At 69.5% G+C, this 15,046-nt stretch carries 14 protein-coding genes; 1 reads left to right on the plus strand and 13 read right to left on the minus strand.

Going from position 1 to position 15,046, the window contains the following annotated elements; genetic code table 11:
* Positions 1–33: 33 nt before the first annotated feature.
* The 5 genes from AC07O4_RS19720 to AC07O4_RS19740 form a co-directional block, all read right to left on the minus strand.
* Positions 34–1,248: a vWA domain-containing protein gene (locus AC07O4_RS19720; RefSeq protein ID WP_495305415.1), complete on the minus strand. Its 1,215-nt coding sequence runs from the start codon at positions 1,246–1,248 to the stop codon at positions 34–36.
* 19 nt (positions 1,249–1,267) lie between these two features.
* Entirely contained in the window at positions 1,268–2,170 is a 903-nt protein-coding gene (locus AC07O4_RS19725; protein WP_095744327.1) for an AAA family ATPase, read from the minus strand.
* A 64-nt stretch (positions 2,171–2,234) separates the two neighbouring features.
* Entirely contained in the window at positions 2,235–3,026 is a 792-nt protein-coding gene (locus AC07O4_RS19730; RefSeq protein ID WP_159274620.1) for an FAD binding domain-containing protein, read from the minus strand.
* A 34-nt stretch (positions 3,027–3,060) separates the two neighbouring features.
* Positions 3,061–5,445, minus strand: coding sequence for a xanthine dehydrogenase family protein molybdopterin-binding subunit (locus AC07O4_RS19735; RefSeq protein ID WP_495305416.1), 2,385 nt, complete (start codon positions 5,443–5,445; stop codon positions 3,061–3,063).
* 10 nt (positions 5,446–5,455) lie between these two features.
* Positions 5,456–5,962, minus strand: coding sequence for a (2Fe-2S)-binding protein (locus AC07O4_RS19740; protein WP_062468730.1), 507 nt, complete (start codon positions 5,960–5,962; stop codon positions 5,456–5,458).
* Positions 5,963–6,149: 187 nt separating this feature from the next.
* On the opposite strand from AC07O4_RS19740, the gene AC07O4_RS19745 reads away from it, so the two are divergent.
* Positions 6,150–7,289, plus strand: a complete 1,140-nt coding sequence (locus tag AC07O4_RS19745) for a helix-turn-helix domain-containing protein (RefSeq protein WP_495305539.1) — start codon at positions 6,150–6,152, stop codon at positions 7,287–7,289.
* A 10-nt stretch (positions 7,290–7,299) separates the two neighbouring features.
* Here the strand turns inward: AC07O4_RS19745 and AC07O4_RS19750 are convergent, their stop codons facing one another.
* The 8 genes from AC07O4_RS19750 to AC07O4_RS19785 all read right to left on the minus strand — a co-directional run bounded on the left by AC07O4_RS19750 (position 7,300) and on the right by AC07O4_RS19785 (position 14,994).
* Positions 7,300–7,677 carry a nuclear transport factor 2 family protein gene (locus AC07O4_RS19750; RefSeq protein WP_495305417.1) on the minus strand — a complete coding sequence of 126 codons (378 nt, stop codon included), beginning with the start codon at positions 7,675–7,677 and terminating at the stop codon, positions 7,300–7,302.
* 91 nt (positions 7,678–7,768) lie between these two features.
* Entirely contained in the window at positions 7,769–9,262 is a 1,494-nt protein-coding gene (locus tag AC07O4_RS19755; RefSeq protein WP_495305418.1) for a M81 family metallopeptidase, read from the minus strand.
* Complete coding sequence (locus tag AC07O4_RS19760) at positions 9,259–10,395, minus strand: ABC transporter substrate-binding protein (RefSeq protein WP_495305419.1); 1,137 nt, start codon at positions 10,393–10,395, stop codon at positions 9,259–9,261. Before AC07O4_RS19760 ends, AC07O4_RS19755 begins: the two co-directional genes overlap by 4 nt.
* The gene (locus tag AC07O4_RS19765) at positions 10,392–11,672 is read right to left on the minus strand and encodes a Zn-dependent hydrolase (protein ID WP_495305420.1); all 1,281 of its coding nucleotides are present in this window, start codon (positions 11,670–11,672) and stop codon (positions 10,392–10,394) included. The genes AC07O4_RS19760 and AC07O4_RS19765 overlap by 4 nt, the downstream gene beginning before the upstream one ends.
* Positions 11,673–11,698: 26 nt before the next feature.
* Positions 11,699–12,406, minus strand: coding sequence for an ABC transporter ATP-binding protein (locus tag AC07O4_RS19770; RefSeq protein ID WP_495305421.1), 708 nt, complete (start codon positions 12,404–12,406; stop codon positions 11,699–11,701).
* Positions 12,403–13,170: an ABC transporter ATP-binding protein gene (locus AC07O4_RS19775; protein ID WP_495260538.1), complete on the minus strand. Its 768-nt coding sequence runs from the start codon at positions 13,168–13,170 to the stop codon at positions 12,403–12,405. Before AC07O4_RS19775 ends, AC07O4_RS19770 begins: the two co-directional genes overlap by 4 nt.
* On the minus strand, positions 13,167–14,126 hold the full coding sequence (locus AC07O4_RS19780) for a branched-chain amino acid ABC transporter permease (RefSeq protein WP_495305422.1): 960 nt from the start codon (positions 14,124–14,126) through the stop codon (positions 13,167–13,169). Before AC07O4_RS19780 ends, AC07O4_RS19775 begins: the two co-directional genes overlap by 4 nt.
* Positions 14,127–14,133: 7 nt before the next feature.
* Positions 14,134–14,994 carry a branched-chain amino acid ABC transporter permease gene (locus AC07O4_RS19785; RefSeq protein WP_062468750.1) on the minus strand — a complete coding sequence of 287 codons (861 nt, stop codon included), beginning with the start codon at positions 14,992–14,994 and terminating at the stop codon, positions 14,134–14,136.
* Positions 14,995–15,046 lie beyond the last annotated feature (52 nt).

Raw genomic sequence — 15,046 nt, forward strand, 5'->3', positions numbered from 1 at the left:
GTGGGTTTCCTTTGTTCCTTCCTGAGATCCGCGCTATCGGCTGGCGCGCATCAGCGCGGCCAGGCTGGCGGCCAGCTGTTCGAGTGCATTCAGATTGTGGACCGCCAGCATCGCGTCCGCATGGCGGTGCAGCACGGCGGCCCCACGCGCCAGAGGGGCGTAGCCCTCGAAGCGCAGCAGCGGGTTGAGCCACAGCAGCCGGCGCGAATGGCGCTTCAGCCACTGCAGCTCGGTCTCGAGCAAGGCGGGCTCGCCCGTGTCGAGGCCGTCGCTGATCACCAGCACCAGCGTGCGGCGGCCGATGAGCCGGCGCGCATGCGACTGGCGCAGCTCGGCCAGCGAGCCGCCCAGCCGCGTGCCGCCCGCGAAGTCGTCGATGGCCAGGCTGGCGGCCTCCAGCATGGCGTCGGTGTCGGCCAGCCGGAAGGCCGGCGTGAGGTCGGTCAGCCGCGTGCCGAAGGCGAACACGTCGCGCCGGCCGGCGCGCCGCGTGGCGGCATGCAGAAAGGCCAGCAGCAGGCGCGCGTAACGCTCCATCGAGCCCGACACGTCGACCAGCACCAGCAGCGGCAAGGGCTGCTCGCGCCGCGACAGCCGGGGCAGGCGCAGGATCTCGCCACCAGTGCGGGCCGCCTCGTGCAGCACGCCGGGCCAGTGCATGCGGGCGTGCGCGCTGCCCGCATCGCCGGCCGGGCGCAGGCGGCGCGTGGGCAGCCGGGGCACCGGCAGCGTGATGTCGCGCGCCAGCCGCTCGACCAGCCGGTACTCGGCCGCGCCCAGCGCGTTGAAGTCGGCATGCTGCAGCCGCTGGCGGTCGCTGGCCGTCATGGCGGCGTCGAACTTGATCTCCTCGTCGGGCTTCGTCGGCGCCGCGGGCTTCACGGCGTCGCGCGGTGGACTCAGCGCCTCGCGCACGCGCGGCCGCCGCTTGGAAGGCTCCGCCTTGCCTTCGGCGCTGGGCAGCATCTGGGCGAGCAGCTTGTTGGCCAGCTCGGGGTCGCGAAACCACGCGTCGAAGAGTTCGCGGAACACCAGCCGGTCTTGTTCGCGGCTGACCATCACGGCTTCCATGGCAGCGCCCAGGTCGAGCTTGTCTTCGACGCCGACCAGCGTGGCCGCCTCGGTGGCGAGCGCGATGCGCATGGCGTCGGTGCGCACGCCGGCGCGGCGCAATGCGCGGCCGAAGGCGGCGATGTTGCCCGCCAGCTTGCCGCTGCGCACGTCGCCGAGTTGCTGGATGCCGGCCATGTAGATGCCTCGGCCGCGCTCAGCTCGCGAGCGGTTCCTCGGGCCTCAGCAGGTCGGAGGCCAGCTCGTGCGTCAGAGCCGCCACGTCGTCGCGCTGCTTGAAGAGGATGCCGGCGGTGTCGACGACCACTTCGGGGTCGAGCTCGACGGTGTCGAGCGCGATGAGCGCCCGCGCCCACTCCACGCTTTCGGCGATGCCGGGCGCGCGCTGGAAGGCGTTGACGAACGGCGCCGAGCGCAGCCGCGCGACGAAAGCCGCCACCTGCGCCGACAGCGCCTCGCCGGCCTGCGGCACCTGCGCGCGCACGATGGCGAGTTCGCGCTCGCGCTCCGGGTAGTCGAGCCAGTGGTAGAGGCAGCGCCGCTTCACGGCGTCGTTGAGTTCGCGCGTGCGGTTGCTGGTGAGCAAGGTGACCGGCGGCACCACGGCGCGCACGGTGCCCAGCTCGGGAATGCTGACCTGGTACTCGCCCAGGTACTCGAGCAGGAAGGCTTCGAAGGGCTCGTCGGCGCGGTCGACCTCGTCGATCAGCAGCACCGAGCCAGGGGCTGGCGTCTGCAGCGCCTGCAGCAGCGGGCGGCGGATCAGGTAATGCGGCTGGTAGACCTCGGCCTCCACGTCGCGTGCCGCCCCGGTGGCTTCGGCCGCGCGCATGTGCAGCAGCTGCGCGGCGTAGTTCCATTCATAGAGCGCCTCGCGCTGCTCCATGCCGTCGTAGCACTGCAGGCGCAGCAGCTCGCGGTTCAGGGCCGTCGACAGCGCCTTGGCCAGCTCGGTCTTGCCGACGCCGGGCTCGCCCTCGAGCAGCAGCGGGCGCTGCAGCTTGAGCGCGAGGAACACTGCGGTGGCCAGGCGGCGGTCGGCAAAGTAGCCGGCCTGCCGCAAGCCGTCGGAAAGGGCGTCGATGGTCGGGAAGATCATGGGCAAGCGTAGCGGAAGACGCGAGGGTGTCGCGCCTTCCGGTGGGCGGCGGCGCTGGGCTGCTTCAGCCGAGTGCTTTGGTCACGGCGCGCTGCGTCAGCACGCTGATCAGGTTCGCGCGGTAGGCGGCCGAGGCATGCAGGTCGCTGTTGAGGTCGCTCGCGTCGATCTTCACGGCCGCGGCAGCCGCGGCGGTGAAGCTCTTGTTGAGCGCGTCCTCGAGCCCGGCATGGCGGAACACGCCGTTGCCCGCGCCGGTGACGGCCACGCGCACGCCGCTGTCGTACTGCGCCAGGAAGATGCCGACCAGCGGGAAGTTCGAGGCCTTCTGGCGCAGCTTCTCGTACACCGCGCGCTTCGGAATCGGGAAGCGGATGGCGACGATCAGCTCGTCTTCTTCGAGCGCCGTGGTGAACAGCCCCTGGAAGAAGTCGTCGGCCGCAATCTCGCGCTTCGAGGTGACGATGGTCGCGCCCGAGGCCAGCACCGCGCTCGGGTAGCACGCCGCCGGGTCGTTGTTGGCCACCGAGCCGCCGACGGTGCCCATCGCGCGCACCTGCCGGTCGCCGATGCGCGACGCGAGATCGGCGAGCGCCGGGTACGCGGCCTTCACGTCGGCATTGTTCGCCACGTCGAGGTGGCGCGACATGGCGCCGAGGGTGATCGCACCGCCATCCTTCTTGATGCCGGTCAGTTCCTTGATGCCGCCGAGGTCGACGAGCTGCTCGGGCGCCGAGAGCCGCAGCTTCATCGAGGCCAGCAGGGTCTGTCCACCGGCCAGTGGCTTGCCGCCCGCGGCGATGAGCCGGGCCGCGTCCGCCACGCTGGCGGGCCGTTCGAGTGTGAAGGCATACATGGGGTGATTCCTTCTCTGTTATTTCTTGTGTCGTTCAGGGCTTGGCGGCGGCCTGCATCGCTTCCCAGACGCGGCTGGACGAAGCGGGCATGTCGAAATCCTTGACGCCCAGCGGCGCCAGCGCGTCGAGCACGGCGTTGATGACGGCCGGCGGCGACCCGATGGCGCCCGCCTCGCCGCAGCCCTTGGTGCCCAGCGGGTTGTGGGTGCAGGGGGTGCAGACGGTGTCGAGCTTGAACTGCGGGAAGTCGCCGGCGCGCGGCATGGCGTAGTCCATGAAGCTGCCGGTGAGCAGCTGGCCGGTTTCGTTGTCGTACACGCAGTTCTCGAGCAGCGCCTGGCCGATGCCCTGCACCAGCCCGCCGTGCACCTGGCCCTCGACGATCATCGGGTTGATGATGGTGCCGAAGTCGTCCACCGCGGTGAAGCGGTCGACCTTGACTTCGCCAGTCTCTTTGTCGATCTCGACCTCGCAGATGTAGGTGCCGCCCGGGAAGGTGAAGTTGGTCGGGTCGTAGAAGGCGGTTTCGTTCAGGCCCGGCTCGAGCTTGTCGAGCGGGTAGTTGTGCGGCACGTAGGCCGTGAGCGCCACCTGGCCGAACGGGATCTTCTTGTCGGTGCCCTTGACCGTGAACTCGCCGTTGGCGAACTCGATGTCGGCGTCGCTCGCCTCCATGAGGTGCGCGGCGATCTTCTTGGCCTTGGTCTCGATCTTGTCGAGCGCCTTCATGATGGCCGCGCCGCCCACCGAGATGGAGCGCGAACCGTAGGTGCCCATGCCGAAGGGCACGCGGCCGGTGTCGCCGTGCACCACGTCGACGTTCTCGACCGGAATGCCCAGGCGCGCGGCCACGACCTGCGCGAAGGTGGTTTCATGGCCCTGGCCGTGGCTGTGCGAACCGGTGAACACCGTCACGCTGCCGGTCGGGTGCACGCGGATCTCGCCGCATTCGAACAGGCCCGCGCGCGCACCGAGTGCCCCCGCGATGTTCGACGGCGCGATGCCGCAGGCCTCGATGTAGCTCGAATAACCCATGCCGCGCAGCTTGCCCTTGGCCTCGGTCGCCGCCTTGCGCGCGGCGTAGCCGTCGACCTCGGCCAGCACCCGCGCCTTGTCCATGCAGGCATGGAAGTCGCCGGTGTCGTACTGCAGCGCCACGGGCGTCTGGTACGGGAAGCTGGTGATGAAGTTGCGCTTGCGGATCTCGTCCTGGCCCAGGTTCATTTCCCAGGCGCAGCGCGACACCAGGCGCTCCAGCAGGTAGGTGGCCTCGGGCCGCCCGGCCCCACGGTACGCATCAACCGGCGAGGTGTTGGTGAACCAGGCATCGACCTCGACGTAGATCTGCGGCGTGGTGTACTGGCCCGCCAGCAGCGTGGCGTACAGGATGGTCGGCACCGCGGTCGAGAAGGTCGACAGGTAGGCGCCCAGGTTGGCGTCGGTGTGCACGCGCATGGCCAGGAACTTGCCGTCCTTGTCCATCGCCATCTCGGCGTGGCTCACATGGTCGCGGCCGTGCGCGTCGGACAGGAAGCACTCCGAGCGCTCCGCCGTCCACTTGATGTTGCGGTTGAGCTGCTTGGCCGCCCAGGTCAGGCACACGTCTTCGGCGTACAGGAAGATCTTGGAGCCGAAGCCGCCGCCCACGTCGGGCGCGATCACGCGCACCTTGTGCTCGGGCAGGCCCAGCACGAAGGCCGTCATCAGCAGGCGCTCGACGTGCGGGTTCTGGTTCGACACGTAGAGCGTGTAGTCGTCGGTGCCACGGGCGTAGCTGCCGATGGCCACGCGCGGCTCGATCGGGTTGGGCACGAGCCGGTTGTTGACCAGGTCGAGCTTGGTGACGTGCGCGGCGGTGGCAAACACCGCATCGACCGCCGCCTTGTCGCCCAGCGCCCACTTGTAGCACTGGTTGTCGGGCGCCTCGTCGTGCAGGGTGACGCCGCTGGCCTTCTTGGCCGCGTCGGCCACGCTCACCAGCGCGGGCAGCACGTCGTAGTCGACCACCACGGCCTCGGCCGCGTTCTTGGCCTGCTCGACCGTCTCGGCCACCACCATGGCGACGTGGTCGCCCACGTAGCGCACCTTGTTGATCGCCAGGATCGGGTGCATCGGCTCCTTCATGGGGGTGCCGTCGGGGTTGTTGATGAGCCAGCCGCAGGGCAGCCCGCCCATCTTTCCTTCGATGTCCTTGCCGCTGAAGATGCCGACCACGCCGGGCATCTTCGAGGCCTCGGCGATGTCGACGGACTTGATGACGGCATGCGCGTGCGGTGAGCGCACGAAGACCGCATGGCTCTGGTTGGCCAGCGTGATGTCGTCGGTGTAGTTGCCCGCGCCGGTCAGGAAGCGATAGTCTTCCTTGCGCCGCAATGCCTCGCCGATGTGCGGCAGGTTGGAGAAGTCGGAAGCGCCCATGTCGCTCTCCTCAGGCCGTGACCGTGGTTTGCTGGGTCGGCACCGGATTGCCCGATGCCATGGCCTCGCCGCCCATCTTCACGGCCTTGACGATGTTCTGGTAGCCCGTGCACCGGCACAGGTTGCCCTCGAGCAGCTCGCGGATTTCCGATTCGCTCGACTTGGGGTGGTGGGTGCACAGGTCGATGGCGCTCATGACCATGCCCGGGGTGCAGAAACCGCACTGCAGGCCGTGGCATTCCTTGAAGGCCGCCTGCATGGGGTGCATGGTGCCGTCGGCGGCGGCCACGCCCTCGATGGTGGTGACGTCGGCGCCGGCAGCCTGCGCGACCAGGATGTTGCACGACTTGACCGCGCGGCCGTTCAGGTGGACCGTGCAGGCGCCGCACTGGGCGGTGTCGCAGCCGACGTGGGTGCCGGTGAGGTGGAGGTGCTCGCGGATCGCGTGCACAAGGAAGGTGTTGGGTGGGGCGTCGACCGTGACCGGCCGGCCGTTGACCTTGAAAGCGACCTGCATGTGGCTGTCTCCGTGAAAGGTGATGGCTGGTTCAGCGAGGCATCTTGGATGCCGCCCTTTCGCACTATCCTAGGCAAAAACCCTTGACACTTGCACAGAGCGCGGGAAATTCTCAAAATGAAACAGCTTGCCAACCGGCCGGCCCGCAAAAGCAGCCCTCCCCGCGCGAAGAAGAACTTTCACGATGATGTCCGCTTCCGCCGTCCCCCCTCCTGCTGAGCGCTCGCTGGCCATTGCGCAGGCGCGCCGCGAGCTGATCGACGGCGACGGCCCCCGCCCGCGCGGCAGCGTGCGGGTCGACCCGGGCATCACCCGCTCCTGGCAGCGCTGCCTGGAGGCCGGCCGCCGGCCCCAGCAACGCGTGAGCTTCGAGCCCGTGAGCCGCACCGCCAGCCGCGAGGTCACGGAATGCAACCGGGCCCTGGTCACGGCGGCACGTCCGGTGATCGAACGGCTCTCGCGCGCCATCGCCGACACCCGCTATTTCGCCATCCTGACCGACGCCCGCGGCATCGTGGTCGACGTGGGTACCTTGCCCGACGGCACCGACCCCGCCGCCCGCTATGCACGCGACATCGGGCGCATCGGCGTCGACCTGTCGGAAAGCGCCATCGGCACCAGCGCCATCGGCACAGCGCTGGCCGAGCAGGAATCGGTGTGGCTGCACCGGGGTGAACACTTCTTTGACGACACCAGTGTGTACAGCTGCGCCGGCGCCCCGCTCTTCGGCCCCCGGGGCGACTGCATCGGCATGCTCGACCTCACGGGCGTGCAGGTGGTCGAGCGGCCCGAGCTGCGCCACCTGGCCACCCTGTCGGCGCGCAGCATCGAGAACCTGCTGGTGCAGCGCGAGCCCTGCGAGCTGCTGCTGCGCCTGCTCTGGCCCGGCTGCCCGAGCAGCGAGACCACCGAGGGCCTGCTGTGCATCGACGCCGCGGGCCACGTCACGGGCGCCAACGCGGCGGCCCGACAGATGCTGCACCAGCCGCTGGTCTGCCATGCCGGCGGCCTGCATTTCAACGACCTGTTCGCGCTGCCGCTGCACATGATGTTCGACGCCGCCCGGCGCGGCGACGCCATGCTCGAGGTGCCGCTGTGGTCGGGCCTGCGGGTGCAGGTGCGGGCCCAGCGCGGCGGCAGCGAGCATGGCGGCGTGCCCGGTGCCGCGACCGACGGCCGCCCCCGCCTGCGCGACGTGGAGACCGCCCTGATCCGCAAGGCGGTGACCGACGCGCGCGGCAACGTGGCCGAGGCGGCGCGCACGCTGGGCATCAGCCGCGCCACGGTCTACCGCAAGCTCTGGCGCGGCCGACCAGCGGGCGACTGACCCCACCCTTTCAGGCGCCCACGGGCACGCGGTCGAGAAAACCCGTCACCACGCGCAGCTTGCCTGCATCGACCTGCGCGAAGTCGGTGCCCTGGATCAGGTCGTCGGCACCGCTCGGGCCCAGGGTCCACGAGAAGCGCAGGTTGTCGCCGTGCGCCTCGGCCTTGCCCAGCAGGTGGAAGCGGAAGCCCGGGTAGCGCTGGTGCACCGCGCCGACCAGCGCGCTGATCTGCTCGTGGCCGCTGGCCTGCGCCATCGGGTCGACATAGCGGGCGTCGGCGGTCCAGCCGGCGTCGATGAGCGCGGCGCGGCGCGCGGCGTCGGTCTCGTTCCAGACGGCGATGTAGCCCGTGGCGATGGCATGGGCGTCGTGGGCGGCGGTGTTCATGGCGACTGTTCCTTTCGAGGGTTCGACCCGCAACAGCGCGGGGTGAAGGAATGGTCGCGGGGCACGCGCCGCGCGTCGATGACGTGGCAGGTTATGCGGGCACGTCCATCGCCGCGTTCGCATCGAGCGGAAACACCGGCCGGCGCACCTGGCTGAACGGGAACAGGCTGTAGTCGGAACTGGTCACGCCCGGGCTGTCGCACTCCACCAGCGCCGCCGACAGCGGCTCGAAGACCGGCCGGCAGTACATGCGCGACTTCAGCAGCAGGAAGCGCTCTTGGCGCGGGTCGAGCCCGGCGCACTCGAACACGCCGATGTCCCACGGCTCCTGCGTGCGCTCGGTGACGACGATGCGCGCCGCGCCGATGTCGAACAGCACGGTGCGCCCCATGCTGCTGCGCTGGCCGGTGTAGGTGGGGCCGGTGATCACGTACTCGCCGTCGCTGACCGTTCGCACGACGCCCGTCAATTGCACCGGCGTCTTCTTCAGGCCGATGCCTTCCAGCGACACCTTGTTGCCCAGCGCCACCGTCACTTCGGCGCCCTCGCCCGCCGCAACCAGCGCGGCCACCGCCGCGGGATCGCACAGCGGCCCGACGCCGATGCCGTCCAGGCCCTGCGCCAGCGCTTCCTGCAGCACGTCCATGGTGTCGCAGCTGCCGCCCGACATGCAGTTGTCGCCGTGGTCGAGCAGCAGCACCGGGCGCGTCGCGCCGCCCGCGATGAGTTTCGCGCGCGCGACCGACGCGGCCAGCGGCTCGCTGCGGTAGATGAAGGCCTCGCGCTCGGCCCACATCTGCGCCGCGATGCGGTCGGCCGTGGCCTGCGCGCGCGCGGGCGATTGGGCATCGACCGCGATCACGCTCATGCACGGTGCCGTGATGTCCGACAGCGAGAAGCCCGCCAGGATCGATACCGCCAGCGACTCGGATTCCTCCGCCGCGCGCGCCGCCTCGATGGCCCGCTGCATCGCACCGGTGAACGAGGCGCTGCGCAGCGTGTGCGCCATGAGCGGCAGCTGGCGCCAGCGCATGTGCGGCTGGCTGCGCCCGGCCAGCAGGTCGAACAGCAGGCGGCCGGCGTGCTCGCCGGTCTCGTACATGTCGACGTGCGGGTAGGTCTTGAAGCCGACGATGACGTCGGCGTTGTCCACCATCGCGGGCGTCACGTTGGCGTGCAGGTCCAGCGCCACGCCGATGGGCACGCCGGGCGCGGCGGCGCGCAGGCGCACCAGCAGGTCGCCTTCGCCGTCGGTGCTGTTCTGCGCCACCATCGCGCCGTGCAGGTCGAGCAGGATCGCATCACAGCCCGGCGCCGCATCGACGATGCATTGCGTGAGCGTGGTGTAGGCCTGCGCATCGACCGGCCCGCTCGGGTTGGCCGAAGCCGACACCGGCGTGACGAGCTGCGCGCCCGCCGCTTCGGCCAGGTCGATGAAGGCCGACATCGCGGTGCGCATGCCCTTGTTGTCGGTGTAGGCCTGCGCCCCGAAGGTCGGGCCGTCGGGCCCGAAGGCCGCGAGCGGCGTGGGCACGGGCGAGAAGGTGTTGGTCTCGTGGTTGAGACGCGCGATCAGGACTTTCATTGGGCAAACTTTCCGGCGCTGCCCAGCATGGTGATGTCACCGAAGCTGGAGCCGTTGCGGTTGTCGGGACGGAACGCGACCGTGAAGCCATTCAGGTTCATGGGCGGCGAGTTCTCGATGCTGCGGCGCAGCGATTCGGTGGTGATCGGCCCCTTCACGCGCTGCAGCGATTCCGCAAAGGCCTTGGCCGTGATGTAGCCCTCCAGCCCCAGGTAGGAGCCTTCGCCTTCGCTGCCCGCGGCCTTCCTCGCGCGCTGGTATTCGTCGACGATGGGAAAGCGTGTCTTCCAGAACGGCGGCACCACCTGCGACAGCACGATGCCGCGGCTCTTGTCGCCGAGTTCCTTGTACAGAAGGAACGAGCTCGCCACCGAGTTCGTGTAGATCTGCGGATGGATGGGCGCAGCCACCAGCGAGCGGATGATGTTGATCGCAGGCGTGCCGGCCGCGATGACGTACACCGCCTGCGCCCCGCTCGCGATGACCTGCTGTGCGATGGCGGGATGGTCCTTTTCCTTCGGATCGAAGCGCAGCGACAGCAGGGCCGGCTGCCTGTTCTTCTCGAGCGCGGCCAGCGCGTCCTTCTCGATGCCCTTGCCGTAAGCGTCGTCGCTGGAGACGATGGCGATGCGCGTCACGCCGATGGTCGTCAGGTGGTTCATCACGCGCGAGACCTCGTCGGCATACGACTCCCGCACGTGATAGATCGGCACCTTCGGCCCGCGCAGCACCGCCGCGCCGGTCAGCCCGCCGAAGATGAAGCTGTCGTACTTCGCCGCCACCGGCACCATGGCCGCGCCGATGCCCGTGCCCATGGTTCCAAACAGGCAGACGACGCGGTCCGTGCCGAGCAGCTTCTCGGCATTGGCCGCGGCCTTCTCGGGGATGTAGGCGTCGTCGTAGGTGATCATCTTGACGGGCCTGCCACCGACGCCGCCCGCCTTGTTCAACTGGTCGAGGAACAGCGTCTGGCCTTCCATGAACGCGAGGCTGTTCGGCGTGAACGGGCCGGTGAGCACCGCGGACTGGCCGACCAGGATCGGTTCTCCAGCCGCCAGGGCCGCCGTCGACGCCGCGACCAGGCCCATCGCCAGCACGCAGTGCAGGCCGATGCGGCGAAGCGCCGCCTTCACGCGGCCACTCCCGCGCTCTGCAGCATCGCCTGCAGCAGCACGTTGCAGCCGGCTTCGAGGTGGTCGGGCTGCGCGTCTTCGATCTCGTTGTGGCTGATGCCGTCCAGGCAGGGCACGAAGATCATCGCCGCGGGGCACACGCGCGCGAGATACACGGCGTCGTGGCCGGCGCCGCTGATCACGTTCATCCACGTCATGCCCTGGTCCTGCGCGGCCTCGCGCACGGCCGACACCAGCGCGGGCGTGAACGGCTGCGGCGGGAAGTACACGACCTGCTCGGCCGTCGCCTCGACCTTGCCTTTGGTGGCGATGCGCTGCACGGCTTCTTTCAGCGCCGCGTCCATGGCCGACAGCACCACGTCGTCGGCCGCGCGCAGGTCGACGCTGAGCTTCACCCGACCCGGGATCACGTTGCGCGAGTTCGGGTAGTTGTCGATCCAGCCGACCGTGCCGCGCCCGTGCGGCGCGTGCGCGAGCGCGATGCGGTTCACCTCGACCACGAGTTCGGCGGCGGCCAGCAGCGCATCCTTGCGCAGCTCCATCGGCGTGGGGCCGGCATGGGCTTCCATGCCCTGCACCACCACGTCGTACCAGCGCTGGCCCAGCGCGCCCTCGACCACACCGATGACGCGTTCGTTGGCTTCGAGCACCGGGCCCTGTTCGATGTGCGCCTCGAAGTAGGCGCCGACCGGCGACGCCACCGCCGAGGCGGGCACGGCGCCCGCATAGCCGATGGCCGACAGCGCCTCGGCCACGCTCACGCCCTCGGTGTCGCGCTGCGCAAGCGCATGTTCCAGCGTGAAGGCGCCGGCGAACACGCCCGAGCCCATCATCACGGGCACGAAGCGCGAACCCTCCTCGTTGGTCCACACCGCGACCTCGACCGGTGCTTCGGTGGCGATGCCGGCGTCGTTCAGGCTGCGGATCACTTCGAGCCCCGCGAGCACGCCGTAGTTGCCGTCGAACTTGCCGCCCGTGGGCTGCGTGTCGATGTGGCTGCCGGTGGTGATGGGTGGCAGCGCGTTGTTGCGGCCCGCGCGGCGCGCGAAGATGTTGCCGATGGCGTCCACGCGCACCTCGCAGCCAGCCTCGCGCGCCCAGCGCGTGAAGAGGTCGCGGCCCTGGCGGTCCAGGTCGGTGAGCGCGATGCGGCACACGCCGCCCTTCTCGGTGGCGCCGAGCTGCGCGAGCTGCATCAGCGAGTCCCAGAGGCGCCGGCCGTTCACGCGCAGGGCGCGCACGTCCGTTGCAGCGGAAAGTTCGTTCGTTGTGTTCATGATTTTTGTGACGAATGAGTGGCGGTTCAGGCGAGACCGACGCCGAGGTATCTGTCTTTCACGTCGTGGTCGGCCATGAAGGCGGCGTTGTCGGCCTCGTGCACGATCACGCCCTGCTCCACGATGTAGTGGCGGTCGGCCAGCTGCACGCAGACCTCGAGGTTCTGCTCGACCAGCAGGATGGCCACGCCCGCGGCCTTGATGGTCTTGAGCTGCGCGACGATCTCTTCCACGATCACCGGCGCCAGGCCTTCCACCGGCTCGTCGAGGATCAGCAGGCGCGGGTGGTTCATGAGCGCGCGGCCGATGGCCAGCATCTGCTGCTCGCCGCCCGAGAGCTGCCCGCCGCCGTTGCGCCGGCGCTCCTTCAGGCGCGGAAAGATGCGGTAGATGTCGGCCAGCTGCCAGGGCGAATCGCGCCGCAGGCCGAGCAGCAGGTTCTCTTCCACCGTGAGCAGCTTGAAGATGCCGCGGTGCTCGGGCACGAGGCACACGCCGCGCGTGGCGATGCGGTGCGGCGGCTGGCCCGCGATGTCCGCGCCCTGGAAGCGCACGCGCCCTTTCGTGGGCGTGACGGCGCCGGCAATGCTCTTGAGCGTGGTCGACTTGCCCGCGCCGTTGCGGCCCAGCAGCGTGACCAGTTCGGCCTCGCCCACCGTGAGCGACACGCCCTGCAGCACATGGCTCTTGCCGTAGTGCGCGTGCAGGCCTTCGACTTCGAGGATGTTGCTCATGCCTTGCCTCCCGTGATCATGTTGCCCAGGTACGCCGTGCGCACGCGCGCGTCCGAACGGATGTCGCCCGGCAGCCCCTCGGCCAGCACGCGGCCCAGCTGCATGACGGTCACGGTGTCGGAGATGTCCATCACGATGTTCATGTTGTGCTCGATCAGCACCACGGTGTGCGCGTCGCGCAGGCCGCGGATGAGATGCTTCATGTCGTCGAGGTCGTCGATGCCCATGCCCGAGGTCGGCTCGTCCAGGAAGATGGCCTTGGGCTTCGCAGCCAGCGCCATGCCCACTTCGAGGCGGCGCTGCTGGCCGTGCGAGAGCACGCTGGCGGGCGTGTCGGCCAGCCGTTCGAGGCCGACGCGCGCGAGCACCTCGGCCACCGTGTCGGCGCAGGCGCGCTCGCCGATGGGGGCGCGCCAGCAGTTCATGGCCTGGCGCGGCGCGATGCCCTGCGCCGCCACGCGCAGGTTCTCGCGCACCGACAGGCTGGGGAACAGGCTCGTGACCTGGAACGAGCGCGCCATGCCGCGCTGCACGCGCTGGTGGTCGGGCTCGCGCGTCACGTCGTGGCCGTCGAACAGGATGCGCCCGCCCGTGGTGGTTCCGGTGCCCGTGAGCATGTGGAACAGCGTGGTCTTGCCCGCGCCGTTGGGCCCGATCACCGAGTGCACGGTGTTGCGCTTGATCTTCAGGTCGACCCCGCCGAGCGCGGCGAACTTGCCGTAGTGCTTGGTGACACCGATGGCTTCGATGAGGATGTCGCTCATGCCTGTTCTCCTTGCACGGCCGGCGCTTTGGCTGCGGCCGCCGTCTTGCGGAACACCCGTCGCCAGGCGCTTTCGCCCAGGCCCCAGAGGCCGCGTTGCATGCCGATGCTCACGCCGATCAGCAGCAGGCCCAGCAGCAGCAGCCAGCGCGGCCACAGCGTGGAGAGCCAGTCGGCCAGCAGCACGTAGAAGGCCGAGCCCAGCACCGAGGCAAACAGGTTGCCGGTACCGCCGATCACGGTGATGACCAGGATCATCTCGCTCGTGTGGTACTCGGCGTTCGACAGCGGCGCGATGCCGGTCATCATCGCGTGCAGGCCGCCGGCCAGGCCGGTGACGGCGCCCGAGATCACGAAGGCCAGCAGCTTGAAGCGCTTCAGGTCGTAGCCCACGGCAGCGGCGCGGTCCTCGTTGTCGCGGATGGCCAGCAGCGTGCGGCCGAAGACCGAGTCGGTCACCTTGAGCAGCAGCGCGAACGCGGCCAGGAAGATCACCGCCACGAAGGCGTAGTACTTCCACGGCGTGTCCATGAAGGCCGGGCGCGGCACGTCGAGCAGGCCGTTGTCGCCGCCCGTGAGCCCCGAGGCCGTGTAGGCGATGAAATAGAACATTTGCGCAAAGGCCAGCGTGAGCATCACGAAGTAGGTGCCGCGCTGGCGGATGGCGACCCAGCCGACCACCGCCGCGCCCAGCGCGCCCATGCCGATGGCGGCGAGCAGCGCGAGCGGCATCGGCAGTTGCAGCCGCGTGAGCAGGATCGCGATGGTGTAGCTGCCCAGCCCGAAGAAGATGCCCTGGCCGAACGAGAGCAGCCCCGTGTAGCCCAGCAGCAGGTTGCAGCCCAGGGCCGCGAGCGCGTAGATGAGCACTTCGCTCGCAAGCGAGCCCGAGCGCATGAACAGCGGCAACGCGAGCGCGACGATCAGCGCCAGCAGGAAGGTGTATTTCTTTGGCATGGCGCGTTCATCCTCTGCGGCCGAGCAGGCCATGCGGGCGCAGCAGCAGCACGGCGCCCATCGCGATGTAGATCATCAGGCTCGCCCCCGGCGGCCAGATGGTGCTCATGAGGCTTTGCACGATGCCGATCAGCACGCCGCCGACCAGCGCCCCGCTGAAGCTGCCGAGCCCGCCGATCACCACGACCACGAAGGCCACGCCCAGCGCCTCGACGCCCATGAAGGGCTCGGCCCCGCGGATGGGCGCGGCCAGCACGCCGGCCAGCGCCGCCGTGGCCGCGCCGAGCGCGAACACCAGGCTGAACACGCGGAACACGTTGATGCCCAGCAGCGAGACCATCTCGGTCGATTCGCTGCCCGCACGCACCGCGCTGCCCAGGCGCGTGCCTTCGAGCACCCACCACAACCCCACCGCGAGCACGGCGGTGAAGCCGATCACGAAGAGCCGGTACTTCGGGTAGATGAAGCTGCCCCACATGACCACGCCCTGCAGCAGGTCGGGCGTGGGCACGCTGTTGCCCAGCGGGCCCCAGAACACGATGACGATCTCCTGCACCGCGAGCGCCAGGCCCACGGTCACGAGGATGTGGAACTCGTGCGGCTTGGCGTACACGCGGCGCAGCAGCAGCTTCTCGGCCAGCCAGCCGAGCGCGCCGACGAACAGCGGCACCAGCACGAGCGCGGCCCAGAAGTTCAGGCCCCACTGCATGGCCTGGAAGCACAGGTAGGCGCCCAGCAGGTAGAAAGCGCCGTGCGCGAAGTTCACGAAGCGCAGCAGGCCGAACACGATGGACAAGCCAACGGCCAGCAGGAAATACAGCATGCCGATGCCGATTCCGTTGATGGTCTGGAGCAGGTAGACGGACATAGGTGTCGTGGGGGTGGCAAACGTGCAGGCGGCACGCGCCCTGCCCGCGCTC

Source organism: Variovorax sp. GW821-FHT09D04, assembly GCF_059416405.1.